A 23964-nucleotide genomic window follows, 5' to 3' on the forward strand; every position below is an offset into this window, starting at 1 on the left:
AGCCGCCGAAAAGTGGACCGGGTAAAGCGGATCAGAACTTGAAGCGGCTGCCGACGCCGTAGGTGTTACCGTCGCCGGTATCTTCCAGGTCGTCGCGCATGAACGCCACGTACACGTCCAGCACTTCGTTGAACGGGTAGTCGTAGCCCACCGTCCAGGTATCCCGGTCGGTGTCGCGGCTGCCGCTGTAATCGGTGGTGGCGTAGGAAGCCAGCGCGAAGCCCTTGCCCACCGGTACCGACACGCCGGCCTGGCCGGTATCGGTGTCGATGTCGCCGCTGGCGGTGCCGGTCTCAAGCTGCTGGTAGGAAGCGAACACCTTGACCACGCCGAAGTCGTAGCTGGCGCCGGCCATCAGACCATCCTGCTCCAGGGCGCCCAGCGCGCCCGCGTCACCGACCCCGCCATTGGTATCGATGGCACCTTCCTGGATGCTGTGCCCGGCGGCGGTGAGCATCAGGCCACCGGCCCGGTAGGTCAGGTTACCGCCGACCCGGTTGGCACCGTTATCCCCTTCCTGTTCCCCGAACGAGTACATCACGTTGGCGGTCACGCCACCCAGGGTGGGGGTGGTGTAGGACAGCGCGTTGGCCCAGGTGGAGTCACCGGCCATGGGGCCGTTATTGCCGCCCAGGAAGGAGTGCTGGATCAGCGGCGAGAAGCCGAAAGCGCCGCCGAACGGGTTGGCGATCAGCGTGGGCACGAACATGGGCGCGGTGCTGCGGCCCGCCTTCAGGGTGCCGAAGTCCCCCACCACACCGATATAGGCGTTGCGGGCGAAGAACTCGTCGCCGCCATAGCGGCGGTCTTCACCGGTGTCCGGGCGCAGGAAGCTTTCCACCACCGCTACGCCTTTCATGCCATTGGGCAGGTCGGTGCTGATCTTGGCCCCCAGGAATGAGGTGGTCATGCCGCCGGCGTCCAGTTTGGCGGTGCTGTCGTCGTCGCCGGGCAGCTCCTTGCTGCCGGCCCAGACGTCCAGCACACCGTAGAAGGAGGCTTCGGTATCGGCGTGGGCCAGGCCGCTGAGTGCGGTCAAGGAGGTGGCGGCCGCCAGCAAGGTGGTGTTCAGAGTGCGTTTCATTAGTGGTTCCTCTTATTCGAATGAGTCTCGCGGGCCGGCTCAGACAGGCCGAAACGCCGCTTTTTTCTTGCATACAAGAATGGTTTTTGTTGGATCTGACGGGGCTCCCGGTGGCTAATATAACCCGTCTTGGTGCACTCCTTGCGGCCAAAAAGCCGTGCCAAACCGCTTCTGCTTGATGCTTTGGCGGTACTTGCTGGCGTGTTCCATGGGGTGTTTGCCCGGATTGGCTCCGGCGAGCGCTTTTCTATCCCTTTGTTTTTATCTTAAGTGATTGTTTTTAGTTAATTTTAGATCGTTTTGTTTTTCCGGAAGAGCAGAAAGCTAATCATGTATACATGGACGAATCAAGGTATACGCCAGACTCGTCTTATCTTCTGGGAACAACTATTGAAGGGGGAGGCGCTGGCCGATGCCGGGGCGGGAGCGGTCCGCGTGGAGGACCGACCACGGGTTCGTTTTAAGGTCATATCTATTGCCCTTTCCGTCCTCTTATGAGAGACAAAAAATATGATTTATTATTGAGCAGTGTCAGATGGCGAACAGGATTTTATAAAAAATACAGATAAAACAGTGTCTTAAGTCAATTTTCCCACATTTGACATCCTGAAATGAGGGCGAGCATCTTAAGGGGACACTTTGGGTGGTTCGTAATGTGGGACATGAGAATGGAAAAAGACAACGCCTCCTCGCTGGATCGTGTGCTCGACATTCTGCTGCTGTTCGCCGGGCACGGGCAGGTCGTCAAACGCACCGAGATTGAACGGCGTTTCGGCCTCTCACGCAGCTCCGCCTACCGTTATCTGCACACCTTGCGCCGCCGTGGCCTGATTACCGGCATGGCGCGCAGCGGCGAGTATGTGCTCAGCCCCGGGTTCGCCCGGCTGGTGGCCCTCACCGAGGAGAACGGGCGCGACATGTGCGCCCTGGTCCGTCCCATATTGCGAGAATTGGCCGGCATGACCGGGGAAACCGCCCTGGTTACCCACCGGGTTGGCGAACGGGTGCTGTGCGTCGGCTGCCAGGAGGGGCCGCGGGTGGTACGCGTGGGGCTGGCGCCGGCCCTGGAAACCCCCCTCTACGTGGGTTCCTCCGCCAAGGTGCACCTGGCGCACATGCCCGATTACGACATCCGCCGGGTGCTCGATCACTGCGCCACCCTGAGTCCGGAGCAATGGTCCGGTAACGTGGAGCGTCTCGAACAGGAACTGGTGGAGATTCGAGAGCGGGGCTATGCCACCAGCGTCGGCGAACTGGAAGAGGGGGTCTTCAGTACTTCGGTGCCGGTGTTCTGCCATGACGGCTCCCTGCTGGCGGCGGTGACCGTGGCCGCCGTGGGCGACCGGGCCGAGAACCCGGAGGATGGCCTGCTTGATCACCTGCGCATCGCCGCCGCGCGCATTGCCCGCGAGTGGCCGCGCTCGCAGCACCAGGCCCGGCAGGCGGGCTGATCACCATGGCGACGACCCTGCTACGTGGCGGTCACGTGATGACCTTCGATGCCGACGGCCACGAATACCGCGACGGCTGCGTACTGGTGGTGGATGACCGCATCCAGTTCGTCGGCGCCTGTGCCGACCTGCCGCGCCGGCCGGTGGACCGGGTGCTGGACGTCACCGGCAAGCTGGTGATGCCCGGCCTGGTCAATGGCCACTCCCATCTTTCCATGATCTTCGGGCGCACCCTGGGGCCGGAAAAACGGCTGCTGGAATGGCTCGACGTGCAGATGCCGCTGATGGAGGCCTTCGACGAGGAGGCCATGTACGTGGCGCAGATGCTGGGCTGCCTGGAAAACCTCAAGAACGGCAACACCTCCCTGGTGGAAAACCTGTTCTCCACCCACCCGGACGGTTACATGCCCGAGGACGCCGCCTTCCAGGCGATCAGCGACGCGGGCATCCGGGGCACGGTGGCGCGGGCCTTTGAAGGTCGGCATTTCCGGCCCAGCTTCATGGAGACCCTGGACCAGCAGGCGCGGCGGGTCACCGACCTGGCGCACCGTTGGCACGGGGCCGGCGACGACCGCCTGCGGCTTTCCATCGGGCCGCTGCTGCCCTGGTGCATGACCGAGGAAATGTACCGGGAAACCCGTGCCCTGGCCGACGACCTGGACCTGTGTCTGCACATGCACGTGGCCGAGTCGCCGGAGTTCAATCAACTGATCGCCCGCCACTTCGGCCGCGAAATTCGCCAGGTGGAACTGCTTCACGAGACCGGCTGCCTGGGGCCGGACGTGCAGGTGGCGGCGGTGTCGGACGTGTCCCAGCGGGAAATCGAACTGCTGGCGGAGACCGACACCCGGGTGCTGCTGGACCCGCCCACGCGGCTGTTCTGGGGCACCGGCTTCCCGGCCCTGAAACCCTTTCTCGACGCCGGCCTGACCTGCGGCCTGGCCACCAACGGTCCCGCCGCCAACTGCGGCCAGGACCTGTTCGAAAGCATGAAGTACGCCTGCGCCACCGCCAAAACCGCCGCCGACGACCCGCTGGCGCTAAGCCGCCACCGGGTGCTGCGCATGGCCACCAGCGAAGGGGCCCGGGCGATTGATCGTGACCATCAGGCCGGGCGCCTGGAAGTCGGCATGAAAGCCGACCTGATTACCGTGGATCTGCGGCAACCCCATCTTTCTCCCACTTTGGATATCGCCTCGGCGCTGGTGTTCAGCGCCAAGGGCACCGACGTGCGCGAGGTGATGGTGGACGGAAAGCTGCTGATCGAAAACCGCGAAGCTTTGTTCATCGATGAGGGCGCGCTGTTGCGTCAGGCCGATGTCATCGCCCGGCGTTGTCTGCGTGACGCCGGTTTGCACCGTTACCTGCATCAATAAGGAGAATTCAGTGTTCGTTAAGGTGGGATCCATTATTGCCGCCATTTTGGCATGGTTCGGGCTGTCCTTTCTGTTTCCGGAAACGATCCTGCCGGGGCCGTTTCAAACGGCAATGGTGCTGGCGGACAACTTCGCCAACGGCGATGTTTTTCAGCATCTGTTCGCCACCCTGTGGCGGGTAATGGGCGGGCTGGCGCTGGCCATGGCCATCGGCATTCCGGTGGGCGTGCTGATGGGCGTCAACCGCTTCGCCGAAAAGACCCTGGATATCTGGGTGATGGTGGCGCTCACCGTGCCCAGCCTGTGCTACGCGATCTTCGCGTTCATCTGGATCGGCCTCAATGAAACGGCGGCCATCGTCGCCATCGGCCTGACCTCGGCGCCCTCCATCGCCATCAACCTCTGGGAAGGCGTCAAGAACATCGACACCCGGCTGTTCAAGATGGCCAAGGTGTTCAACGCCTCGCGCTGGGTAATCATCCGCCGCGTTCTGTTCCCCCAGGTTCTGCCTTACATCATGGCTTCGCTGCGCTTCGGTCTGGGCATCGTGTGGAAGATCACGGTGCTGGTCGAACTGCTTGGCCGGCCGGACGGCGTCGGCTTCGAACTCTTCTACTGGTACCAGCTCGCCAACATGCAGCAAGTGCTGGCGTGGACCCTGCTGTTCACCATCGTGATGCTCTTTATCGAGCTGGTCATCCTGCAAAACATGGAGCGCAAATTGTTCTCCTGGCGTCCCAAGGTGAAGATCTAATGGATAAAGGAATCAGCATCAAAGGCCTGGTCAAGGACTACCCGGGCCATCGCAAGGGCGAGCGCGGACAACGGGTCCTCAATGGCCTGGACCTGTCCATCGCCGACAACGAATTCGTCTGCATTCTGGGGCCCTCCGGCTGCGGCAAATCCACCCTGCTGAACACCCTGTCCGGGCTGGACAACGACTACAGCGGCGAAGTCCGCTTCGGTGGTCAGCCGGTGGGCCGTAACGGCAAGCCGCCGGTGAAGATGGGCTATCTGTTCCAGGACCCGCGCCTGCTGCCCTGGCTCACCGCCGAGCGCAACGTGGACTTCGTGCTGGAAAATTCCGACGTGCCGAAGAGCCGCTGGGCGGAGATCAAGAACCACTATTTCTCGCTCACCGGCCTGGAGGCGTTCCGCGACCACTATCCCCATGAGCTGTCCGGCGGCATGGCCCAGCGCCTGTCCCTGGTGCGCGCGCTTTCCATCGAGCCGGACGTGCTGTTCATGGACGAGCCGTTCAGTGGCCTCGATGAACTCACCGCCCGGCGCATGCGGGTGGACCTGTTGGACATCTGGAGCCGCACCGGCAAGACCATTCTGTTCATCACCCACAACAGCTACGAGGCCACCTTTCTGGCCGACCGGGTGGTGGTGCTTTCCCAGGGAAATATCCGCGAGGAAATCCCGGTGGAGGTGCCGCGCCCCCGTCATTACGACGACCCCGCCCTTTTCGAGATCAGCAAGCAGGTGTCCGCCAATTTCATTGCCGCCGCCGAAGAAGCGGAGCGGGCCCGACTGCAACCACAAGCCGGCTGAAGCCGGCCAAAAAAAACGACAAAACAATTGGGAGCATACCGATGAAAAACGATCAATCACGGCTAACGGTACGACTGGCGCTGTCCCTGCTGATGGTGGCGTTCGGCTCGCTGGCGCTTGGCGCCCGCGCCGACGACACACCGATTCGTCTGGCGGACATGGCCCAGTCCCTGAACGGCATCGCCTCCCAGGTGATGATCGACCAGCAGCTGGATCACAAGCACGGCGTGGACGTGACCTATAAGGGCTATCCGACTCTGGATGGGCTGTTCAACGCCATCCGTGGCAAGCAGGTGGATATGGGCTTCGGCGGCTGGACCGGCTTCGCCCAGTTCCGCGCCCAGGGCTTCCCGGTGGTCAATGTGTTCCCGGTGGGGCGCGGCGCCACCCTGGACGTGCTGGTGCCGGTGGACTCCGAGCTGCAAAGCCTGGCTGACCTGAAAGGAAAGCGGGTGGCTTCCTACGCCGGCGCCGCCGGCACCGCCACCGTGCTGCTGCGGGTGGTGCTCAACGACTTCTACCAGTTCGACCCGGCCAGCACCGGCGACCTGCAATACGTGGGCCCGGGCATTATCCCCGCGCTGCTGGACAGCGGCGATGTGGACGCCGGTCTGCTTTTCGACCCGCTTGCCACCAAGGCCATTGCCTCCGGCAAGTACCGCAGCATCGGCAATCTCGGCGACATCTATAAAGAAGAAACCGGCGACGATTTTCTGTGGATCTCCCTGGCCACCAACGACGACTTCGCCGACGCCAACCCGGAAGCCGTTGCCGGCTTCCTGCAAGCCTGGCTGGAAGCGGTGGAATACGTGAAAGCGCATCCCGCCGTGTTCCAGGCCTATGGCGAAAAACTGGGCCTGGATCAGGCCGGCATCGACATGCTGGCCGAACGGGTGATCCGCGACTACGCCACCACCTGGAACGAGCAGTACATCGATGGCCTGAAGGCATTCGCCGACCGCGCCAGCCGGGTGATGGACAAGGGCTTCCTGGACCAGTTGCCCGCCGACGCTTTCTCCACCCAGTACGCCCCATGACCTGAAGCGGGCCGGCGGCGGTGCTGATCGCAGGGAGCCCCGCCGACCCTCCATTGAATCAAATAAGGAACCAGCTGAAATGTCTTTCGATGATCTTCCCGACCAGCCGCCGATCTATCCGCGTGAAGCGGAGGACTACGCGCGGCAGGCCCTGGACAGGTCCCGCCGCGCCTCGGCACGGGTCAGGAATCATATGGACATCCGCTACGGGGATGACTACTGGCAGAAGATCGATATCTATCTGCCGGATGACACCGAGGCCACCGATCTGCCGGTGCTGCTGTTCGCCCATGGCGGTGCCTGGACCCACGGCTATAAGGAATGGTTGGCGCTGATGGCGCCGGCCATCGTCGATACCCCGGCGATCTTCGTGTCGGTGTCCTACCGGCTGGCGCCGGAGTGCCGCTTCCCGGGACCGCTGGAAGATTGCATAGAGGCACTGGCCTGGGTGTACGACCACATCGGTGAATACGGCGGCGATGTGGACCGCCTCTACGTGGGCGGGCATTCCGCCGGCGGCCACCTGTTCGCGCTGGCGGCGCTGAAGCCGGAAATGCTGACCCGCGCCGGTCTGCCCGCCAACCTGATCAAAGGCTGCATGCCGATCTGTTCGCAACTGAACCTGGTGTTCGACGACCCGGCCCCGGACAGCGGCGAGGCGCGCATCTACGAGATGTTCCTGGCGGACCGGGCCGACGACCGGGCGGCCAGCCCGTTGCACAGCATTGGCGCCAACCCGCCGCCGTTTTTCATTGCCCACGGCGGCGACGATTTCCCGCGCATCATCGAAAGCAACAAGAAGATGATCGCCGCCCTGGCCCGGGCCGGCGCGGCGGTGCGCTCCCATGTGGAACCCGGCGCCACCCACTTCGGGCTGGCCCTGCAGATGGAAGACCCGGGCTCGCCGGTGATGCGGACGCTGCGCGATTGGCTGCGGCACGGACCCTGCGGCTTCGACGGCCCGCTGCACTGAGCCCCATGACAGGAGAGAGACCATGGCACGTTCGGACACGGTAAAGCGCTATTTGCGGGCCATGGAGGCCGGCGACCTGGCCACGGTGATGGGCTGCTTCGAGCAAGACGGCACCGTGATGTCGCCGGTGTACGGCGAGGTACCGGTGGGGCCGTTCTACGAAACCCTGTTCGCCGACACGGTGGAAGCCAGGGTAGGGCTGCGGGAACTGTATTTCAGTGAAGACGGCGACGGCATCGCCGCGCACATCGATTACATCTGGGAACGCCAGGACGGGTCCCGAATGCACGTGGACATGGTGGATCTGTTCCGATTCCGCCCGGACTCGGAACGCATCGGCCACCTGTCGATTGTGTTCAAACCGTCCTGAGGACGGCTCGCAGGAAGCGTCTGTATCTGTCGCTACCGACGACCCCGTGCCAACAGAAAGCCGGGGCCAATAACCTGGAGAAACTGTCATGAGTCAAGGCAAGATCGTAGGCGGCTTCGTCGCCCCGCATCCGCCCCACCTGGTGTATGGCGAGAACCCGCCGCAGAACGAAGCACGCTCCGAAGGTGGCTGGGAACCGCTGCGCTGGGCCTATGAACGGGCCCGCAAGAGCCTGGAAGAGATGAAGCCCGATGTGCTGCTGGTGCATTCGCCGCACTGGCAAACCCTGGTCGGTCACCATTTTCTCGGCGTGCCGCATCTGGAAGGCAAATCCGTGGACCCGATCTTTTCCAACCTGTTCCGCTACAAGTTTTCCCTGGATGTGGACGTGGAACTGGCGGAAGCCTGTTGCCAGGAAGCGGCGGCCATGGGGCTGACCACCAAGATGATGCGTAACCCCAAATTCCGGGTGGACTACGGCACCATCACCACCCTGCACATGATCCGCCCGCAGTGGGACATTCCCATCGTCGGCATCTCCGCCAACAACTCCCCCTACTACCTGAGCGTGGACGAGGGCGTTGAGCAGATGGACACCCTGGGCGTGGCCACCCGCAAGGCCATCGAGAAAAGCGGCAAGCGCGCCGTGCTGCTGGCCTCCAACACCTTCTCCCACTGGCATTTCCATGAAGAGCCCGATGTCCCCGAGGACATGTCCCGGGAGCACCCGCAAAGCTACGAAGGCTACAAGTGGGACATGAAAATGATCGAGCTGATGCGCCAGGGCAACCTCAAGGAAGTCATGCGCCTGTTCCCGCAATGGGTGGAGGAAGCGTTCGCCGAAGTGAAATCCGGCGCCTTCCCCTGGATGTTGTCGGCCATGGGTTACCCGGAGATTCCCGCCGAACTGCACGGCTACGGCACCGTCATCGGTACCGGTAACGCGGTGATGGAGTGGAACCTGGAAAAAGCGGCAGCCCGCGACGCGGCGGTGGCCTGAAGCGGCCGCCCACAGACGAGGAGAACAAAGATGACCGTTGTATCCGCTTTTCTGGTGCCCGGCAGCCCGCTGCCCTACCTGCGTCAGGACAACGCGCCCTGGCAGCCGCTGGCCGCCGGTTATGAAAAAGTCCGTGAAGCGCTGCAGGCCTCCCGGCCGGACGCGCTGCTGATCTACTCCACCCAATGGTTCGCGGTGCTCGACCAGCTGTGGCAGGCGCGCCCGCACCTCACCGGCGAGCACGTGGACGAGAACTGGTACGAGTACGGTGACCTGACCATCGACCTGCGTTCCGACACCGACCTGGTGGACGCCTGCATCGGCGGCTGCGCCGATATCGGCATCCGCGCCAAGGGCGTCAACTATGACCACTTCCCGGTGGACACCGGCACCATCGTCGCCAACAACTTCGTCAATCCCGGCGGAAAAATCCCGCTGGTGATCGCCGCCAACAACCTTTACCACGGCCCCGGCGAGACCGAGAAGCTGGCGGCCATGGCGGTGGAGCAGGCCGACAAGCAGGGTAAGCGCCTGGCGGTGCTGGCCATCGGTGGTCTGTCGGCGGCCTATTTCGATGAAGAGATCGATATCGCCGAGGACCGCATTCGTCACGACGCGGACGACGCCGCCAACCGCCAGCTGCTCGATGCGCTGGCCAACGGCGACCGACGTTCCGCCAGTGAGGCCCTGGGTCGCTTCAATGAGACCACCAAGGCGGACATGGGCATGAAACATCTGTCCTGGCTGTTGGGCGCCACCGGCGACTTCAAAGGCGCCCGGTTGCACGCCTACGGCCCCACCTATGGCGCCGGCGCCGCGGTGGTGGAATTCAATTTGTAACCTTTCGATCGCGCTCACGATCCGCGCGGCCCGCGGGCCGCGCTTTTTTTTACCGCGATCCTCGCTGTCTTCAGGAGTGCGCAATTGATTTCCGAATACCGTAACTACATCAATGGCCGGTTCGTGGAATCCCCGAACACCTTCGAGGATCTGAACCCGGCCAATGGCGAACTGGTGGCCCGGGTCCACGAGGCCGACGCCGCGCTGGTGGACCAGGCGGTGCGCGCCGGCCGTGCCGCGTTGCCGGCCTGGCGCAACACCAGCGCCGAACAGCGTGCCCAGTATCTGGAGCGCATCGCCGCCGTGATCGAACGGCGCGCCGACGATTTCCTGGCCGCCGAAGTGGCCGACACCGGCAAACCGGTGTCCGTGGCATCGCGGGTGGACATCCCCCGGGGCGCCGCCAACTTCCGCGCCTTCGCCGCCATGATCCGCATGAGCGGCGGTGAGGTGTATGAAACACCCACCCCGGAGGGCCGGGCGCTCAACTATTCCCTGCGTCAGCCCCTCGGCGTGGTGGGCATCATCTCGCCCTGGAACCTGCCGCTGCTGCTGTTCACCTGGAAGGTGGCGCCGGCCCTGGCCTGCGGCAACGTGATCGTGGCCAAACCCTCCGAGGAAACACCGGGCACCGCCACCCTGCTGGCGGAGGTGATGGACGAGGTGGGCCTGCCCGAAGGGGTCTTCAATCTGGTGCACGGCTTCGGGCCCGGTTCCGCCGGTGCCGCCATCGTCGATCACCCGGACGTGGACGGCATCACCTTCACCGGCGAATCGAAAACCGGCGCCACCATCATGCGCAACGTGGCCGACAAGGTGCGGCCGGTGTCCTTCGAACTGGGTGGCAAGAACGCCGCCCTGGTGTTCGCCGACGCGGACTTCGACAAGGCGGTGGCCGGCGTGGCCCGCTCCAGCTTTCTCAATACTGGCCAGGTGTGCCTGTGTACCGAGCGGGTCTATGTGGAGCGGCCGATCTTCGACCGCTTCGTGGCGGCGCTTGCGGAACAGGCCCGCGCGCTGCGCCCCGGTGATCCGCTGGACCCGGAGACCACCCTGGGGCCGCTGATTTCCCGCCAGCACCGCGACAAGGTGCTGTCCTACTACGCCCTGGCCCGGGAGGAGGGCGCCACCGTGGTCACCGGCGGCGGCGTGCCGGCCCTGGGCGGCAAACTCGACCAGGGCTGCTATGTGGAGCCGACCATCTGGACCGGCCTGGACCAGTCCGCCCGCTGCCTGCAGGAGGAGGTGTTCGGCCCGGTCTGCCACGTGATGCCGTTCGACACCGAGGAGCAGGCGATCGCGCTGGCCAATGACAGCCGCTACGGGTTGGCCAGCGCCATCTGGACCACCCACCTGGATCGCGGCCACCGCCTGGCGGCGCGCATCGATGCCGGGCTGGTGTGGCTGAACACCTGGTTCCTGCGCGACCTGCGCACCCCGTTCGGCGGCATGAAGCTGTCCGGCCTGGGCCGCGAGGGCGGGCGCCATTCTCTGGATTTCTATTCCGAACTGAAAAACGTCTGCGTGCAGATGTCGCAATAAAGCCGGGAGGCGTTGCCATGCAAACGACAATTACCGAAACCCTGGCCCGCGCCGCTCAGCGGTTGCGCGCCGCCCACGAAACCGGCCAGCCCTGTGAGCCGGTCCGGGACCTGATCGGCGCCGACGATCTGGACAGCGCCTATCAGGTCCAGGAGATCAACAGCCGTTACTGGGAAAGCCGTGGCCGCCGGGTGGTGGGCGGCAAGATCGGCCTCACCGCCCGGGTGGTGCAGGAGCAACTGGGCGTGGATCAACCGGACTACGGCCTGCTGTTCGCCGATATGGGGGTGGCCGACGGCGGTCTGATTCCCTGGCATCAGGTTTCGCAGCCCAAGGTGGAAGCGGAAGTGGCCCTGGTGCTGAGCCGTGACCTGAGCCACGACCAGATCACCCTGCCGGAGCTGATCGCCGCCACCGACTATGTGCTGCCGGCGCTGGAAGTGGTGGGCAGCCGCATCGCCAACTGGGACATCACCATCGCCGATACGGTGGCGGACAACGCCTCCTGCGGCGCCTGGGTGCTGGGCACCACGCCGCGCTCGTTGCGCGAGGTGGACCTGACCCTGTGCGGCATGAAGCTGACCCGCCGGGGCGAGCCGGTGTCGGTGGGCGCCGGCGCCGCCTGCCTGGGCAATCCGCTCAACGCCGCCCTGTGGCTGGCCAACACCCTGGCGCGGGCCCGCCGGCCGCTGCGCGCCGGTGACCTGATTCTCACCGGCGCGCTCGGCCCGATGGTGGCGGCGGCCCCCGGTGATCGCTTCCGCGCCCATATCGAAGGCCTCGGTTCGGTATCGGTGGGCTTCGGAAAGGAGAATGACCATGACTGACAAAATCAAAGTGGCGATCCTCGGCTCCGGCAATATCGGTACCGACCTGATGATCAAGATTCTGCGCACCGGCGAACGGTTGGAGATGGCCGCCCTGGTGGGCATCGATGCGGAATCCGACGGTCTGGCCCGTGCCCGGCGCCTGGGCGTGGCCACCTGCGACACCGGCGTGGAAGGGTTGGTGGCGCTGCCCGTCTTTGAACATATCGCCCTGGTGTTCGACGCCACCTCCGCCGGCGCCCACCGCCACAACGAGCGGGTGCTGCGCGCCGCCCGGCCGGACATCCGCGTGATTGATATGACCCCGGCGGCCATCGGGCCCTATTGCGTGCCGGTGGCCAACCTGGACGAACACCTGGACGCACTCAACGTCAACATGGTCACCTGCGGTGGCCAGGCCACCATTCCCATTGTCCACGCGGTATCGCGCCTGGCACGGGTGCACTACGCCGAGATCGTGGCTTCCATCGCCAGCAAATCCGCCGGCCCGGGCACCCGCGCCAATATCGACGAATTCACCGAAACCACCTCCCTGGCGCTGGAAAAAGTGGGCGGCGCCGAGCATGGCAAGGCGATCATCGTGCTTAACCCGGCGGAGCCGCCGCTGCTGATGCGCGACACCGTCTATGTGTTCTGCGAACCGGCCGACCAGCAGGCCATCGCCGACGCCATCGCGGAAACCGTGGCCAGGGTCAACGCCTACGTGCCCGGCTACCGGCTCAAGCAGGAGGTGCAGTTCGAGCAGTACGGCGAGGACGGCCCCCTGTACATGCCCGGTGAAGGCGACCGGGTGGGGCTGAAGATCACAGTGTTCCTGGAAGTGGAAGGGGCTGCCCACTATCTGCCGGCCTACGCCGGCAACCTGGACATCATGACCTCGGCGGCGCTGGCCACCGGTGAACGGATGGCGTCCCGGCTGGCCGGCGCGGCCGCCTAGGTCGCAAGGGAGAAATAAGCATGACTAAAAAACTCTACATCTCCGACGTCACCCTCCGTGACGGTTCCCATGCCATCCGCCATCAATACAGCGTGGCGGACGTGCGCCGCATCGCCGCCGCTCTGGATCAAGCCCGGGTGGATTCCATCGAGGTGGCCCACGGCGATGGCCTGCGCGGCTCCTCGTTCAACTATGGCTTCGGCGCCCATACCGATCTGGAATGGATCGAGGCGGTGGCGGACACGGTTTCCCACGCCAAGGTGGCGACCCTGTTGTTGCCCGGTATCGGCACGGTGAAGGATCTGCGCGACGCCCACGCCGCCGGCGCCTCGGTGGTGCGGGTGGCCACCCACTGCACCGAAGCCGACGTTTCCAGACAGCACATCGAACTGGCCCGACAACTGGGCATGGATACCGTGGGCTTTCTGATGATGAGCCATATGACCACACCCGCGGAACTGGCCCGCCAGGCCAAATTGATGGAGGACTACGGCGCCACCACCGTCTACGTGGTGGACTCCGGCGGCGCCCTGTCCATGGATGATGTGCGTGACCGCTTCCGCGCCTTCAAGGACGTGCTCAAGCCGGAAACCGGCACCGGCATGCACGCCCACCACAACCTGAGCCTCGGGGTGGCCAACTCCATCGTCGCGGTGGAAGAGGGCTGCGACCGCATTGACGCCAGCCTGGCGGGCATGGGCGCCGGCGCCGGCAACGCGCCCCTGGAAGTGTTTATCGCCGCCGCCGACCGGCTTGGCTGGGACCACGGCTGCGACCTGTACACCCTGATGGACGCCGCCGACGACATCGTGCGGCCGCTGCAGGACCGGCCGGTGCGGGTGGACCGGGAAACCCTGGCCCTGGGCTATGCCGGTGTGTACTCCAGCTTTCTGCGCCACGCCGAGAACGCCGCCGCCCGCTACGGGCTGAAAACCGTGGACATCCTGGTGGAGCTGGGCCGACGCCGCATGGTGGGGGGCCAGGAAGACATGATCGTGGATGTTGCTTTGGACATGCTCAAGAATCGCCAACCGGAGACCGACCATGCCTGACAAGAAAACGCCCGAGCGAAATAAGGCGCGCCGCAAAGGCACGGACCCGAAGGATATCCAGGCCATGGCGGAACGGGTGGATGAGGCCGCCCGCCAGGGCCAGGCCATCGACCAGTTCGCCGCCGGCACCCTGAACGTCAGCGACGCCTACGCGGTGCAGGCCGCCTCGGTGGAGCGCCGGCTGCGGCGCGGCGAAGCGCCCATCGGCATCAAGCTCGGCTTTACCAGCCGCGCCAAGATGGTACAGATGGGCGTGGAGGATCTGATCTGGGGCCGGCTCACCGACGCCATGCTGGTGGAGGAGGGCGGCCAGATCGACCTGGACGCCTATGTTCACCCCCGGGTGGAACCGGAACTGGCGTTTCTGATCGAAAAGCCGCTGACCGGACTGGTCACCCTGCCCCAGGTGCAGGCCGCCATCGGCGCGGTGGCGCCGGCCATGGAAATCATCGATTCCCGCTACCGGGACTTCAAATTCGACCTGCCCAGCGTGGTCGCCGACAACGCCTCGTCGTCCGGCCTGGTGCTCGGCGCCTGGCGCCGCGCCGACCTGGATATCGCCAACCTGGGCATGGTCATGAGCCTGGATGGCGAGGTGCGCCAGGTGGGCTCCTCCGCCGCCATCCTCGGCCACCCCCTGCGCGCCCTGGTGGCCGCCGCCCGGCTGGTGGGGGAGGCCGGGCTGAGCCTGCGGCCCGGCGACGTGGTGCTGGCCGGCGCCGCCACCGCCGCCGAACCGCTGCGGCGCGGCCAGCATGTGGAACTGCGGGTGCAGCACCTGGGCGGTGCCGAATTCCAGGTGGCCGGATAAGGAGCGTGCCATGAGCGAGCAATCCCGGGACGCCACCGCGTCCCACGGCAAAACCCTGGCCCACAAGGCCAAACCCCGGGGCCGTTTTCCCCATGTGAAGCGGGCCGGCGACTTCCTGTTCGTCTCCGGCACCAGCTCGCGCCGCCCGGACAACAGCTTTGTCGGCGCCGAGGTGGATGAAATGGGCGTCACCCGGCTGGATATCGAGGCCCAGACCCGGGCGGTGATCGACAATATCGCCGATATCCTGGCCAGCGAGGGCGCCGGCCTGGAAGACCTGGTGGAAATGAGCTGCTTCCTGGTCAACATGAATGACTTCGGCGGCTTCAACCGGGTCTGGGGCGAGTATTTCCACGGCGGCGGCCCCACCCGGACCACCGTGGCCGTGCACCAATTGCCCCATCCCCTGCTGCTGGTGGAAATGAAGGCGCTGGCCTACAAGCCGCTGCCCCGCTGACATCCCCGCTTTTTTACCCCTCCCCGGCGGGGCGCTCCAGCGCCCCGTCTCAGCCCCCCTTTGTTCCCGGCGATCACACAATTTGCCGCTCTCGGGTATGGAAACCAGGGCCCAGGGAGTTTTAAATGGTGGGACGGTCGGTGTGCCGGCGTCTGCGTCCTGACGGTCCGGCCGGTCCCGACGGCTTGGATTTTCAGCCCGACCCACTTTCCGGAACACAACTATGAACAACAACGACAACGTCTCATCGCTGGACCGGATCCTGGACATCATGCTGATGTTCGCCGGTCATGGCCGGGTGGTGACCCGCAGGGAAATCGAGCGACGCTTCGGTTTGTCGCGCAGTTCCGCCTACCGCTACCTGCACAGCCTGCGCCGGCGCGGCCTGATCACCGCCATGGCGCGCAGTGGCGAGTTCGTGCTCAGCCCCGGCTTCGTGCGGCTGGCAGCGCTCACCGAGGAATACGGCCGCGACATGTCGGAAATCGCCGCGCCGATCCTGCGCGAGCTGGCCGGCATCACCGGCGAGAGCGCCATGGTCACCCATCGAGCCGGTGACCGGGTTTTGTGCGTGCGCTTTCAGGACGGGCCCCGGGCGGTCCGGGTGGGGCTGGGCCCCGCCGCCAACACGCCTTTGTACAAAGGCGCCTCCGCCAAGGTGCACCTGGCCTATATGACGAAGGCGGATATTCGTGACGTGCTGGACCATTGCCGCACCCTGTCGGCGGAGGAGTTTCCTCGGCAGGTGGACGACCTGGAGAGTGAGTTGCTGGAGATCCGTGAACGGGGCTACGCCACCAGTGCCGGTGAGCTGGAAGCCAGCGTGGTCAGCGTGGCGGTGCCGATCATCGGCTCCGACAACAACATACTCGGCGTGGTGGCGGTGGCGTCGGTGGGCGAGCGCGCGCAATCCCCGGAAGACGGACTGCTCGATCACCTGCGCATCGCCGCCGCCCGCATCAACCGGGAATGGGACCGGGCCAAGCCCCTGGAACTGTTTTAACCCAACCTCAGGGGGGACGGATGACAACCACATTGTTTCAAGGGGGCCGGGTCCTGACGCTGGACGCGGACGGAAACGATTACCCGGACGGCTGCGTGCTGGTCCGCGATGACCGCATCGAATACGTGGGCCCCCGCCACCAGCTACCGGACACGCCGGTGGATCAGACCCTCGATATGAGCGGCAAACTGGTGATGCCCGGCCTGGTCAATGGCCATACCCATCTGAGCATGGTGTTCGGCCGTACCCTGGGCCCGGAAAAGCGGCTGATGCAGTGGCTCGACCAGCAACTGCCGATCATTGAAGCGTTCGACGAAGAAGCCATGTACGTGGCGCAGCTGCTCGGTTGCCTGGAAAATCTCAAGAACGGCAACACCACCCTGGTGGAGAACCTGGTGGCGCCGCACCCGCCGGCCTACACGCCGGAAAACGCGGTGCTCCAGGCGATGCGCGACGCCGGCGTGCGCGCCACCCTGGCGCCGGGGTTTCTCGGCCGCAACTTCCGCCCCAGCTATATGGAAAGCCTGGACCTGCAGGCGCGGCGGATCACCGACCTGACCCACGAATGGCACGGCGCCGACAACGATCGCCTGCGCCTGGCCACCGGCCCGCTGCTGCCCTGGTGCATGACCGAGGCCATGTTCCGCCAGACCCGCGCGCTGGCCGACGATCTGGGCATCTGCCTGCACATGCACGGTGCCGAAACCACCGAATTCAACAACCTGATCGCCAAACACTTTGGCCGCGACATCCGCCAGGTGGAACTGCTGGCCGAAACCGGCTGCCTGGGTCCGGACGTGCAACTGGCGGCGGTGTACGACATCTCGGCCGGCGAGGTGGCGCTGCTCGCCGAGAGCGACACCCGCGTGTTGCTGGACCCGCCCACCCGGCTGTTCTGGGGCACCGGTTTCCCGGCCATTCACCCGTTCCTGGAGGCCGGCATCACCTGTGGTCTGGCCACTAACGGGCCAGCCGCCAACTGCGGCCAGGACCTGTTTGAAAGCATGAAATACGCCTGCGCCACGGCCAAGACAGCCAAGGGCGATCCGGATGCTCTGGATGCGACCCGGGCGTTGCGCATGGCCACCTCGGAAGGCGCCAAGGCCATCGGCCGCGACGGGCAGGTGGGCTGCCTGGCGCCGGGCATGAAGGCCGATGTGATCACGCTCGACCTGCAACAACCGCACCTGGCGCCGACCCTGGATGTGAGCGCGGCGCTGGTGTACAGCGCCCGGGGCACCGACGTCCGTGACGTGATGGTGGATGGTCGCTTATTGATTGAAAATCGCCGCGCCCTGTTGATCGACGAGGCGGCGCTGCTCGGGCAGGCCGAACAACTGGCCCGGCGTTGCGCCGAGGCGGCCGGCATCAAGCTGCCCGATGAGGGCCGGCGGATGGCGGAACAATAACAAGGAAAAAGCCTGTGCTGTTAAAACTGGGATCGATGCTGGCCGTGGTGGCGGCCTGGTTCGGGTTGTCATTGCTGCTGCCGGCAACGGTACTGCCGGGTCCCTGGCAAACCCTCAATGTGCTGCTGGAAAACATCGCCGACGGTCAGGTGCATCAGCATCTGCTGGCCACCCTGGGCCGGGTGCTGGGCGGCCTGGCCCTGGCCATGGCGGTGGGGGTGCCGGTGGGCATCATCATGGGGCTCAACCGGTTCGCCGAAAAAACCCTGGACGTGTGGGTGATGGTGGCGCTCACCGTGCCGAGCCTGTGCTACGCGATCCTCGCCTTTATCTGGATCGGCCTTAACGAGACCGCCGCCATCGTCGCCATCGGCCTGACCTCGGCCCCCTCCATCACCATCAATCTGTGGGAAGGCGTCAAGAACATCGACACCCGTCTGTTCAAGATGGCCCGGGTGTTCAATGCCTCGCGCTGGGTGATCGTGCGCCGGGTGCTGTTTCCTCAGGTGCTGCCCTACATCATGGCGTCGCTGCGCTTCGGCCTGGGGATCGTCTGGAAGATCACGGTGCTGGTGGAACTGCTGGGCCGCCCCGATGGGGTCGGCTTCCAATTGTTTTACTGGTATCAGCTGGCGGACATGGCCCAGGTGTTGGCCTGGACCCTGCTGTTCACGCTGGTGATGCTGTTTATCGAACTGGTGATTCTGCAACGGCTGGAACGCCGGCTGTTCGCCTGGCGCCCGGAGGTGAGACTGTGAGCCAAGAGATGGAAGCCGACAACGGTATCCGGGTTGAAGGGTTGATCAAGGAGTTTCCCGGCCAGCGGGTCCTCGACGGGCTTAATCTGACCGTGGGCAACGGCGAGTTCGTTTGTCTGCTGGGGCCGTCCGGCTGCGGCAAGTCCACCTTGCTGAACATCCTTTCCGGTCTGGACAGCGACTACCGTGGCAGCGTGCATTTCGGCGGCCGGCCCATGGTGCCCGGGGGCAAGCCGCCGGCCACCATCGGCTATCTGTTCCAGGAGCCCCGTCTGCTGCCCTGGCTCAGCGCCGAGCGCAACGTGGACTTCGCCCTGGAAAATTCCCGGGTGCCCCGGTCCCGCTGGGGCGACATCAAGGACCGCTATTTCGCCCTCACCGGGCTGCAGCCGTTCCGCGATTACTACCCCCATGAACTGTCCGGCGGCATGGCCCAGCGGCTGTCGCTGGTGCGGGCCCTGGCTATCGAGCCGGACGTGCTGTTCATGGACGAGCCGTTCAGCGGCCTGGACGAACTCACCGCCCGGCGGCTGCGGGTGGACCTGCTCGACATCTGGCGGGAAACCGGCAAGACCATTCTGTTCATCACCCACAACAGCTACGAGGCCACCTTTCTGGGCGACCGGGTGGTGGTACTGTCCCAGGGGGGCATCCATAACCAGATCAGCGTGGACGTGCCGCGCCCCCGGGACTACGACGATGCCGCCCTGTTCCAGGTCGGCAAAACCGTTTCGGCCACCTTTATCGAGGCCGCCGAGGCGGCGGAGCGGGCACGCGCGCGGGGGACCCGTTCCTCCCACTAACAACAACGAGAAAGGAGAACACCATGTACAAAGAAAAAACACGGGGGCGTGCCCTTGGTTGGGCGCTGGTGGGGCTGCTGATCGGCGCCCTGGCGGTGACCGCCCGGGCCGAGGTGGCGACGGTGCGCATGGGCGATATGCCCCAGTCGCTGATCACCGTGGTGTACCAGGTGATCGTCGACCAGGGGTTGGACAAGAAACACGGCATCCGCCTGGAGCGGCAGGCCTATCCGACCATCGAGGGGCTGTTCAACGCGGTGCGCGGCGAGCAGGTGGATGTGGGCTTCGGCGGCTGGACCGCCTTCGCCCAGTTCCGGGCCCAGGGCTACCCGGTGATCAATGTCTACCCGGTGGGCCGGGGCGCCACCCTGGACGTGCTGGTGCCGGTGGATTCGGGCCTGCAAACCCTGGAAGACCTGAAGGGCAAACGCATCGTGTCCTATGCCGGCGCGGCGGGCACCGGAACGGTGCTGCTGAGAGTGCTGCTTAACGATTTCTACGGCTTTGACCCGGCCACCACCGGCGACCTGCAATATGCCGGCCCCGGTGTCATTCCCAGCCTGCTGGAAAGCGGCGACGTGGCCGCCGGCCTGCTGTTCGACCCCATGGCCGCCCGCGCCATGGCGTCTGGCAAGTTCCGCAGCATCGGTAATCTGGGCGAGCTTTATAAAGCGCGCACCGGCGATGAGTTCCTGTGGATCGCCATGATCACCAATGATTCGTTCGTGGACAGCCACGCCGACGCCATGGCCGGTTTCTTGCAGGCCTGGGTGGAAGCGCTGGCCTATGTGCGAGGCCACCCGCAGGTGTTCAAGGACTTCGGCGAGAGCATGGGGCTGGATGAAGCCGGCGTGCGGTTGCTGGCGGAACGGGCCATTCTCGACTACGACACCTCGCCCTGGAACCGCCGTTATATCGACGGCCTGATGGGGTTCGCCGAGCGCGCCCGGCGGGTGATGGGCAAAGGGTATCTGGAGAGCGTTCCCGAGGACGCCTTCAGCACCCGCTTCGTGCCGGACCCGGACCAAGACCGGTGAAGGGCGAAACAGTTTTTTAATGGTTTTGATCACATAACGATAAAGCTGGGAGAACAGATCCATGAACGGTAAAGGTTTGATGAGAAACACTCTGCTGGGGGCGCTGCTGCTGGTGGCCACGTTGTGCACGCTGGCGTTGAACGCCCGGGCCGACGATACCGAAATCCGCATTGGCGATATGGCGCAGTCCCTGAACGGCATCGCCTCCCACGTGATGATCGATCAGGGGCTTGATCATAAATACGGCGTGGACCTGAAGTACAAGGGCTACCCGACGCTGGACGGCCTGTTCAATGCCATTCGTGGCAAGCAGGTGGACGTGGGCTTCGGCGGCTGGACCGGCTTCGCCCAGTTCCGTGCCCAGGGCTTCCCGGTTTTCAACATCTACCCGGTGGGCCGTGGCACCAGCCTGGACGTGCTGGTGCCGGCGGATTCCGATATCCACAAGCTGGAAGATCTGAAGGGCAAGCGGGTGGCTTCCTACGCCGGCGCCGCCGGCACCGCCACGGTGCTGCTGCGGGTGGTGCTCAACGACTTCTACCAGTTCGACCCGGCCAAGGACGGTAACCTGCAGTACGTGGGGCCGGGCATTATCCCCACCCTGCTGGACAGTGGCGACATCGACGCCGGCCTGCTGTTCGACCCGCTGGCCACCAAGGCCATCGCCTCCGGCAAGTACCGCAGCATTGGTAACCTGGGCGACATCTACAAAGAGAAAACCGGCGACGACTTCCTGTGGATCGCCCTGGCCACCAACGACGACTTCGCCGAGGCCCACCCGGAAGCGCTGTCCGGCTTCCTGAAAGGCTGGGTGGAAGCGGTGGCCTACGTGAAAAGCCACCCGCAGGTGTTCCAGGCCTACGGCGAGAAGCTGGGCCTGGATCAGGCCGGCATCGACATGCTCGCCGAGCGGGTCACCCGTGACTACGCCACCACCTGGAACGAGCAGTACATCGACGGTCTCAAGGCGTTCGCCGAGCGCGCCAACCGGGTGATGGACAAAGGCTATCTGGACGAGCTGCCGGACGACGCCTTCTCCACCCGCTTCGTGCCCTGATCATCCCGTCGTGGCCGTAGCCGCCAGGCGGTAAGCAGGGCGGTGGCGGCGATGATCGCCGCGCCCACCGCCGCGTTGGTGTGCAGGGCCGCGTTGAAGGCCGCCCGGGCGGCGGCCATCAGCGGCTCGGCCAGGGCCGGCGACAGGCCGGCGCTGGCACCCACGGCCCCGCCCAGGGTGTCACCGGCGGCCAGCGCCTGCTCCGGGGTCAGCCCCTCGGGCAGGGTGGTCAGCATGTGGTGGCGGTAAACCGCCGCCCCCAGGCTGCCGATCACCGCCACCCCCAGGGCCATGCCCAGTTCGGTGGCGGTCTCCGAGGTGGCCGAAGCGGCGCCGGCCTTTTCCGGCGGCGCCGCGCCCACCACCATATCGGTGCCGAGGATCATCATCGGCATCACCCCCAGCCCCATCACCGTCATGCCGGTGATCAGCAGCCACAGGTCGTCCAGGCTGTTGACGCCGATCAGCGCCACAAAGCCGAACACCGCCAGCCCCAGCCCGCCGCTGACCAATTGCCAGCGCGGCAGATAGCCGGTCAGGCGCGGAATCAGTAACGACAGGGCGGTTTGCAGCACCGCCGGCGGCAGCATGGTCAGGCCGGCGTGCAGCGGCGACAGGCCGAGCACCCCCTGCAGGTACTGGAACACCATCAGCCAGGCGCCGGACAGCGCCAGAATGGACAGCATCATGGCGCCCACGGAGGTGCTGAAATCCCGATTGGAGAACAGCGCCAGGTCGAACATGGGCGTGGCCAGGCGCCGCTGGCGGCGCACGAACAGGGCGCCGATCAGCAGGCCGGCGAGCACCGCCACCAGCGGCAGCAGGCCGGGGCCGTTGCGGGCCAGATCCTTGAGGCCGTAAATCAGCGCCAGCACCGTGGCCACCGACAGTAGGGCGCTGGTCCAGTCCTGGCGGCCGGCGTCCCGGTCACGGAATTCCGGCAGCAGCCAGGGGCCGGTGATCAGCAGCAGGGCCATCACCGGCACCCCGAGCAGGAACACCGATCCCCACCAGAAGAACTCCAGCAGGGCGCCGCCCACCAGCGGGCCGATGGCGCTGCCGACGATAAAGCCGGTCATCCACACGGTGATCGCCAGGGTGCGCTCGCTGTCCACCTGGAACATATTGCGCAGCAGCGACAGGGTGGAGGGCATCAGGGTGGCGCCGGCCACGCCCAGCAGGGCGCGGGCCAGGATCAGGGTTTCCGCGCTGGGCGCGAACGCCGCCATCACCGAGGCCAGGCCAAAGGCGGTGGCGCCGCCCAGCAGCAGCCGGCGCCGGCCGATGCGGTCGCCCAGGGTGCCCATGGTGACCAGGAAACCGGCGATCATGAAACCGTAGATATCCAGGATCCACAGCAGCTGGGAGCTGGTCGGGCGCAGCTCCGCGCTGAGGTGCGGCGCCGCCAGATGCAGCACCGTCATATCCAGTGCCAGCAGCACGGTGGGCAGCATCAAAACCGCCAGGCCCAGCCATTCACGGCGGCTGGCGGGGGCGGGCTGAGGGCGGTTCATCGGGAAGCTCCTACTGGGAAATCGATCACGGTATGTACACGGGGGCCGGGTGACTCTGAGCCGGCGGGCGGGCATTGTACGTCAGATCGCGGTCAATCCCGCGACACCATAAGCAAAACAGGGAGATCCCGGACAGGGAAGGAGGACAACATGGTGACACGTCGTGATTTTCTCAATGGTGCCCTGTGGGGCGGGGTGGCGCTGGCCATGGGCCTGCCGGGGCCGGCCCGGGCCGGCGAACCGGCGGCGCTGCGTAGCCGGGCGATTCCGGCCAGCGGCGAGACGCTGCCGGTGATCGGCGCCGGTACCTCCGGCAGTTTCGTGGCGGACATCGGCGGCGACAAATACCAGCGGCTCAAGGAAGTAATGAAGATCTTCTTCGACAGCGGCGCCACCGTGTTCGACACCAGCCCCAACTATGGCGGCGCCGATCGCGTGCTCGGCGCGCTGCTGGAAGAAGGCGGCTGGCGGGACCAGTGCTTCCTGGCCACCAAGATCGCCGCCGACAGCCGCGCCGCCGCCGAACGCCAATGGACGCAATCGTTGGCGGCGCTGCGCACCGACCATGTGGAGCTGCTGCAGGTGCACAATCTGCGCCACTGGAAAACCCAGCTGCCCTACGCCCGGGAGTTGAAGGAACAGGGAAAAACCAAGTACGTGGGTGTCACCCACTACCTGGAACGGGGCCTGGACGAGATGGCCGCCATTCTGCGCCGCGAGCCCCTGGACTTTATTCAGATCAATTATTCGGTGAACGCCCCGGAGGCCGCCAAGGAGGTGCTGCCCCTGGCCCGGGACAAAGGCGTGGCGGTGCTGATCAACCGGGCCTTCGACGACGGTTCCCTGTTCGCCGCCACCAAGGGCCGGCCGCTGCCGGGCTGGGCCGCCGAAGTGGGCGCCGAAAGTTGGGCCCAGCTGTTCCTCAAATTCGCCATCAGCCACCCGGCGGTGACCGCGGTGATCCCCGCCACCAGCAAGCCGGCGCACCAGCGCGACAATCTGCAAGCCGGCCGCGGCGCCCTGCTCAGCGAGGCCCGGCAACGTGAACTGATGGCCATGGACTGGTAAC

General features: G+C 65.4%; 24 protein-coding genes. 22 read left to right on the top strand and 2 right to left on the bottom strand.

Going from position 1 to position 23964, the window contains the following annotated elements; all coding sequences use genetic code 11:
* Nucleotides 1–31 precede the first annotated feature (31 nt).
* The gene (locus FGS76_RS02310; RefSeq protein WP_138771006.1) at nucleotides 32–1084 is read right to left on the bottom strand and encodes a porin; all 1053 of its coding nucleotides are present in this window, start codon (nucleotides 1082–1084) and stop codon (nucleotides 32–34) included.
* A 668-nt stretch (nucleotides 1085–1752) separates the two neighbouring features.
* On the opposite strand from FGS76_RS02310, the gene FGS76_RS02315 reads away from it, so the two are divergent.
* The 21 genes from FGS76_RS02315 to FGS76_RS02415 all read left to right on the top strand — a co-directional run bounded on the left by FGS76_RS02315 (nucleotide 1753) and on the right by FGS76_RS02415 (nucleotide 21381).
* Nucleotides 1753–2535, top strand: a complete 783-nt coding sequence (locus tag FGS76_RS02315; protein WP_170214381.1) for an IclR family transcriptional regulator — start codon at nucleotides 1753–1755, stop codon at nucleotides 2533–2535.
* Between the two features lie 5 nt (nucleotides 2536–2540).
* A complete protein-coding gene (locus FGS76_RS02320) occupies nucleotides 2541–3911 on the top strand; it encodes an amidohydrolase family protein (RefSeq protein ID WP_138771008.1) in 1371 nt (456 codons plus the stop codon).
* 10 nt (nucleotides 3912–3921) lie between these two features.
* Nucleotides 3922–4665, top strand: coding sequence for an ABC transporter permease (locus FGS76_RS02325; protein WP_170214382.1), 744 nt, complete (start codon nucleotides 3922–3924; stop codon nucleotides 4663–4665).
* Nucleotides 4665–5468 carry an ABC transporter ATP-binding protein gene (locus tag FGS76_RS02330; protein WP_138771010.1) on the top strand — a complete coding sequence of 268 codons (804 nt, stop codon included), beginning with the start codon at nucleotides 4665–4667 and terminating at the stop codon, nucleotides 5466–5468. Before FGS76_RS02325 ends, FGS76_RS02330 begins: the two co-directional genes overlap by 1 nt.
* 41 nt (nucleotides 5469–5509) lie before the next feature.
* Nucleotides 5510–6505, top strand: a complete 996-nt coding sequence (locus FGS76_RS02335; protein WP_138771011.1) for an ABC transporter substrate-binding protein — start codon at nucleotides 5510–5512, stop codon at nucleotides 6503–6505.
* 79 nt (nucleotides 6506–6584) lie between these two features.
* Nucleotides 6585–7478, top strand: a complete 894-nt coding sequence (locus FGS76_RS02340) for an alpha/beta hydrolase (RefSeq protein WP_138771012.1) — start codon at nucleotides 6585–6587, stop codon at nucleotides 7476–7478.
* Between the two features lie 22 nt (nucleotides 7479–7500).
* Nucleotides 7501–7848: a nuclear transport factor 2 family protein gene (locus FGS76_RS02345; protein ID WP_138771013.1), complete on the top strand. Its 348-nt coding sequence runs from the start codon at nucleotides 7501–7503 to the stop codon at nucleotides 7846–7848.
* An 88-nt stretch (nucleotides 7849–7936) separates the two neighbouring features.
* Complete coding sequence (locus FGS76_RS02350; RefSeq protein ID WP_138771014.1) at nucleotides 7937–8848, top strand: DODA-type extradiol aromatic ring-opening family dioxygenase; 912 nt, start codon at nucleotides 7937–7939, stop codon at nucleotides 8846–8848.
* Nucleotides 8849–8878: 30 nt separating this feature from the next.
* The gene (locus FGS76_RS02355; protein ID WP_138771015.1) at nucleotides 8879–9688 is read left to right on the top strand and encodes a DODA-type extradiol aromatic ring-opening family dioxygenase; all 810 of its coding nucleotides are present in this window, start codon (nucleotides 8879–8881) and stop codon (nucleotides 9686–9688) included.
* Nucleotides 9689–9772: 84 nt separating this feature from the next.
* On the top strand, nucleotides 9773–11230 hold the full coding sequence (locus FGS76_RS02360) for a 2-hydroxymuconic semialdehyde dehydrogenase (protein WP_240692374.1): 1458 nt from the start codon (nucleotides 9773–9775) through the stop codon (nucleotides 11228–11230).
* Between the two features lie 17 nt (nucleotides 11231–11247).
* Nucleotides 11248–12057 (top strand): 2-keto-4-pentenoate hydratase, encoded by an 810-nt coding sequence (gene mhpD / locus FGS76_RS02365; protein ID WP_138771017.1) that lies wholly within the window; start codon nucleotides 11248–11250, stop codon nucleotides 12055–12057.
* The gene (locus FGS76_RS02370; protein WP_205717156.1) at nucleotides 12050–12994 is read left to right on the top strand and encodes an acetaldehyde dehydrogenase (acetylating); all 945 of its coding nucleotides are present in this window, start codon (nucleotides 12050–12052) and stop codon (nucleotides 12992–12994) included. Before mhpD ends, FGS76_RS02370 begins: the two co-directional genes overlap by 8 nt.
* A 20-nt stretch (nucleotides 12995–13014) precedes the next feature.
* The gene (gene dmpG / locus FGS76_RS02375; protein ID WP_138771019.1) at nucleotides 13015–14046 is read left to right on the top strand and encodes a 4-hydroxy-2-oxovalerate aldolase; all 1032 of its coding nucleotides are present in this window, start codon (nucleotides 13015–13017) and stop codon (nucleotides 14044–14046) included.
* Entirely contained in the window at nucleotides 14039–14857 is an 819-nt protein-coding gene (locus FGS76_RS02380; protein ID WP_240692375.1) for a 2-keto-4-pentenoate hydratase, read from the top strand. Before dmpG ends, FGS76_RS02380 begins: the two co-directional genes overlap by 8 nt.
* Before the next feature lie 10 nt (nucleotides 14858–14867).
* Entirely contained in the window at nucleotides 14868–15314 is a 447-nt protein-coding gene (locus FGS76_RS02385) for a RidA family protein (RefSeq protein ID WP_138771020.1), read from the top strand.
* 223 nt (nucleotides 15315–15537) lie between these two features.
* Nucleotides 15538–16317, top strand: coding sequence for an IclR family transcriptional regulator (locus FGS76_RS02390; RefSeq protein WP_138771021.1), 780 nt, complete (start codon nucleotides 15538–15540; stop codon nucleotides 16315–16317).
* A 20-nt stretch (nucleotides 16318–16337) separates the two neighbouring features.
* Complete coding sequence (locus FGS76_RS02395; protein WP_170214383.1) at nucleotides 16338–17726, top strand: amidohydrolase family protein; 1389 nt, start codon at nucleotides 16338–16340, stop codon at nucleotides 17724–17726.
* Between the two features lie 14 nt (nucleotides 17727–17740).
* Complete coding sequence (locus FGS76_RS02400) at nucleotides 17741–18484, top strand: ABC transporter permease (protein ID WP_138771023.1); 744 nt, start codon at nucleotides 17741–17743, stop codon at nucleotides 18482–18484.
* A complete protein-coding gene (locus FGS76_RS02405) occupies nucleotides 18481–19287 on the top strand; it encodes an ABC transporter ATP-binding protein (RefSeq protein WP_138771024.1) in 807 nt (268 codons plus the stop codon). Before FGS76_RS02400 ends, FGS76_RS02405 begins: the two co-directional genes overlap by 4 nt.
* Before the next feature lie 23 nt (nucleotides 19288–19310).
* A complete protein-coding gene (locus FGS76_RS02410) occupies nucleotides 19311–20324 on the top strand; it encodes an ABC transporter substrate-binding protein (protein WP_138771025.1) in 1014 nt (337 codons plus the stop codon).
* A 61-nt stretch (nucleotides 20325–20385) separates the two neighbouring features.
* The gene (locus FGS76_RS02415) at nucleotides 20386–21381 is read left to right on the top strand and encodes an ABC transporter substrate-binding protein (protein ID WP_138771026.1); all 996 of its coding nucleotides are present in this window, start codon (nucleotides 20386–20388) and stop codon (nucleotides 21379–21381) included.
* Here the strand turns inward: FGS76_RS02415 and FGS76_RS02420 are convergent.
* The gene (locus FGS76_RS02420; protein WP_138771027.1) at nucleotides 21330–22895 is read right to left on the bottom strand and encodes an MFS transporter; all 1566 of its coding nucleotides are present in this window, start codon (nucleotides 22893–22895) and stop codon (nucleotides 21330–21332) included. The two genes, FGS76_RS02415 and FGS76_RS02420, sit on opposite strands and share 52 nt — an antisense overlap.
* 150 nt (nucleotides 22896–23045) lie before the next feature.
* Here FGS76_RS02420 and FGS76_RS02425 point away from each other — a divergent pair, with 150 nt between their 5' ends.
* Complete coding sequence (locus tag FGS76_RS02425) at nucleotides 23046–23963, top strand: aldo/keto reductase (protein ID WP_138771028.1); 918 nt, start codon at nucleotides 23046–23048, stop codon at nucleotides 23961–23963.
* The last annotated feature ends 1 nt before the right edge of the window (nucleotide 23964 follow it).

Source organism: Alloalcanivorax gelatiniphagus, from assembly GCF_005938655.1.
Lineage (GTDB): Bacteria > Pseudomonadota > Gammaproteobacteria > Pseudomonadales > Alcanivoracaceae > Alloalcanivorax > Alloalcanivorax gelatiniphagus.

Excerpts from the sequence above, each read along its gene's own strand:
- FGS76_RS02335 (WP_138771011.1), top strand. The coding sequence starts at position 5,510 with ATGAAAAACGATCAATCACGGCTAACGGTACGACTGGCGCTGTCCCTG.
- FGS76_RS02425 (WP_138771028.1), top strand. The coding sequence starts at position 23,046 with ATGGTGACACGTCGTGATTTTCTCAATGGTGCCCTGTGGGGCGGGGTG.
- FGS76_RS02380 (WP_240692375.1), top strand. The coding sequence starts at position 14,039 with ATGCCTGACAAGAAAACGCCCGAGCGAAATAAGGCGCGCCGCAAAGGC.
- FGS76_RS02355 (WP_138771015.1), top strand. The coding sequence starts at position 8,879 with ATGACCGTTGTATCCGCTTTTCTGGTGCCCGGCAGCCCGCTGCCCTAC.
- FGS76_RS02340 (WP_138771012.1), top strand. The coding sequence starts at position 6,585 with ATGTCTTTCGATGATCTTCCCGACCAGCCGCCGATCTATCCGCGTGAA.
- FGS76_RS02315 (WP_170214381.1), top strand. The coding sequence starts at position 1,753 with ATGGAAAAAGACAACGCCTCCTCGCTGGATCGTGTGCTCGACATTCTG.
- FGS76_RS02420 (WP_138771027.1), bottom strand. The coding sequence starts at position 22,895 with ATGAACCGCCCTCAGCCCGCCCCCGCCAGCCGCCGTGAATGGCTGGGC.
- FGS76_RS02310 (WP_138771006.1), bottom strand. The coding sequence starts at position 1,084 with ATGAAACGCACTCTGAACACCACCTTGCTGGCGGCCGCCACCTCCTTG.
- FGS76_RS02330 (WP_138771010.1), top strand. The coding sequence starts at position 4,665 with ATGGATAAAGGAATCAGCATCAAAGGCCTGGTCAAGGACTACCCGGGC.
- FGS76_RS02350 (WP_138771014.1), top strand. The coding sequence starts at position 7,937 with ATGAGTCAAGGCAAGATCGTAGGCGGCTTCGTCGCCCCGCATCCGCCC.
- FGS76_RS02410 (WP_138771025.1), top strand. The coding sequence starts at position 19,311 with ATGTACAAAGAAAAAACACGGGGGCGTGCCCTTGGTTGGGCGCTGGTG.
- FGS76_RS02345 (WP_138771013.1), top strand. The coding sequence starts at position 7,501 with ATGGCACGTTCGGACACGGTAAAGCGCTATTTGCGGGCCATGGAGGCC.
- FGS76_RS02415 (WP_138771026.1), top strand. The coding sequence starts at position 20,386 with ATGAACGGTAAAGGTTTGATGAGAAACACTCTGCTGGGGGCGCTGCTG.
- FGS76_RS02320 (WP_138771008.1), top strand. The coding sequence starts at position 2,541 with ATGGCGACGACCCTGCTACGTGGCGGTCACGTGATGACCTTCGATGCC.
- dmpG (WP_138771019.1), top strand. The coding sequence starts at position 13,015 with ATGACTAAAAAACTCTACATCTCCGACGTCACCCTCCGTGACGGTTCC.
- mhpD (WP_138771017.1), top strand. The coding sequence starts at position 11,248 with ATGCAAACGACAATTACCGAAACCCTGGCCCGCGCCGCTCAGCGGTTG.
- FGS76_RS02370 (WP_205717156.1), top strand. The coding sequence starts at position 12,050 with ATGACTGACAAAATCAAAGTGGCGATCCTCGGCTCCGGCAATATCGGT.
- FGS76_RS02390 (WP_138771021.1), top strand. The coding sequence starts at position 15,538 with ATGAACAACAACGACAACGTCTCATCGCTGGACCGGATCCTGGACATC.
- FGS76_RS02395 (WP_170214383.1), top strand. The coding sequence starts at position 16,338 with ATGACAACCACATTGTTTCAAGGGGGCCGGGTCCTGACGCTGGACGCG.
- FGS76_RS02385 (WP_138771020.1), top strand. The coding sequence starts at position 14,868 with ATGAGCGAGCAATCCCGGGACGCCACCGCGTCCCACGGCAAAACCCTG.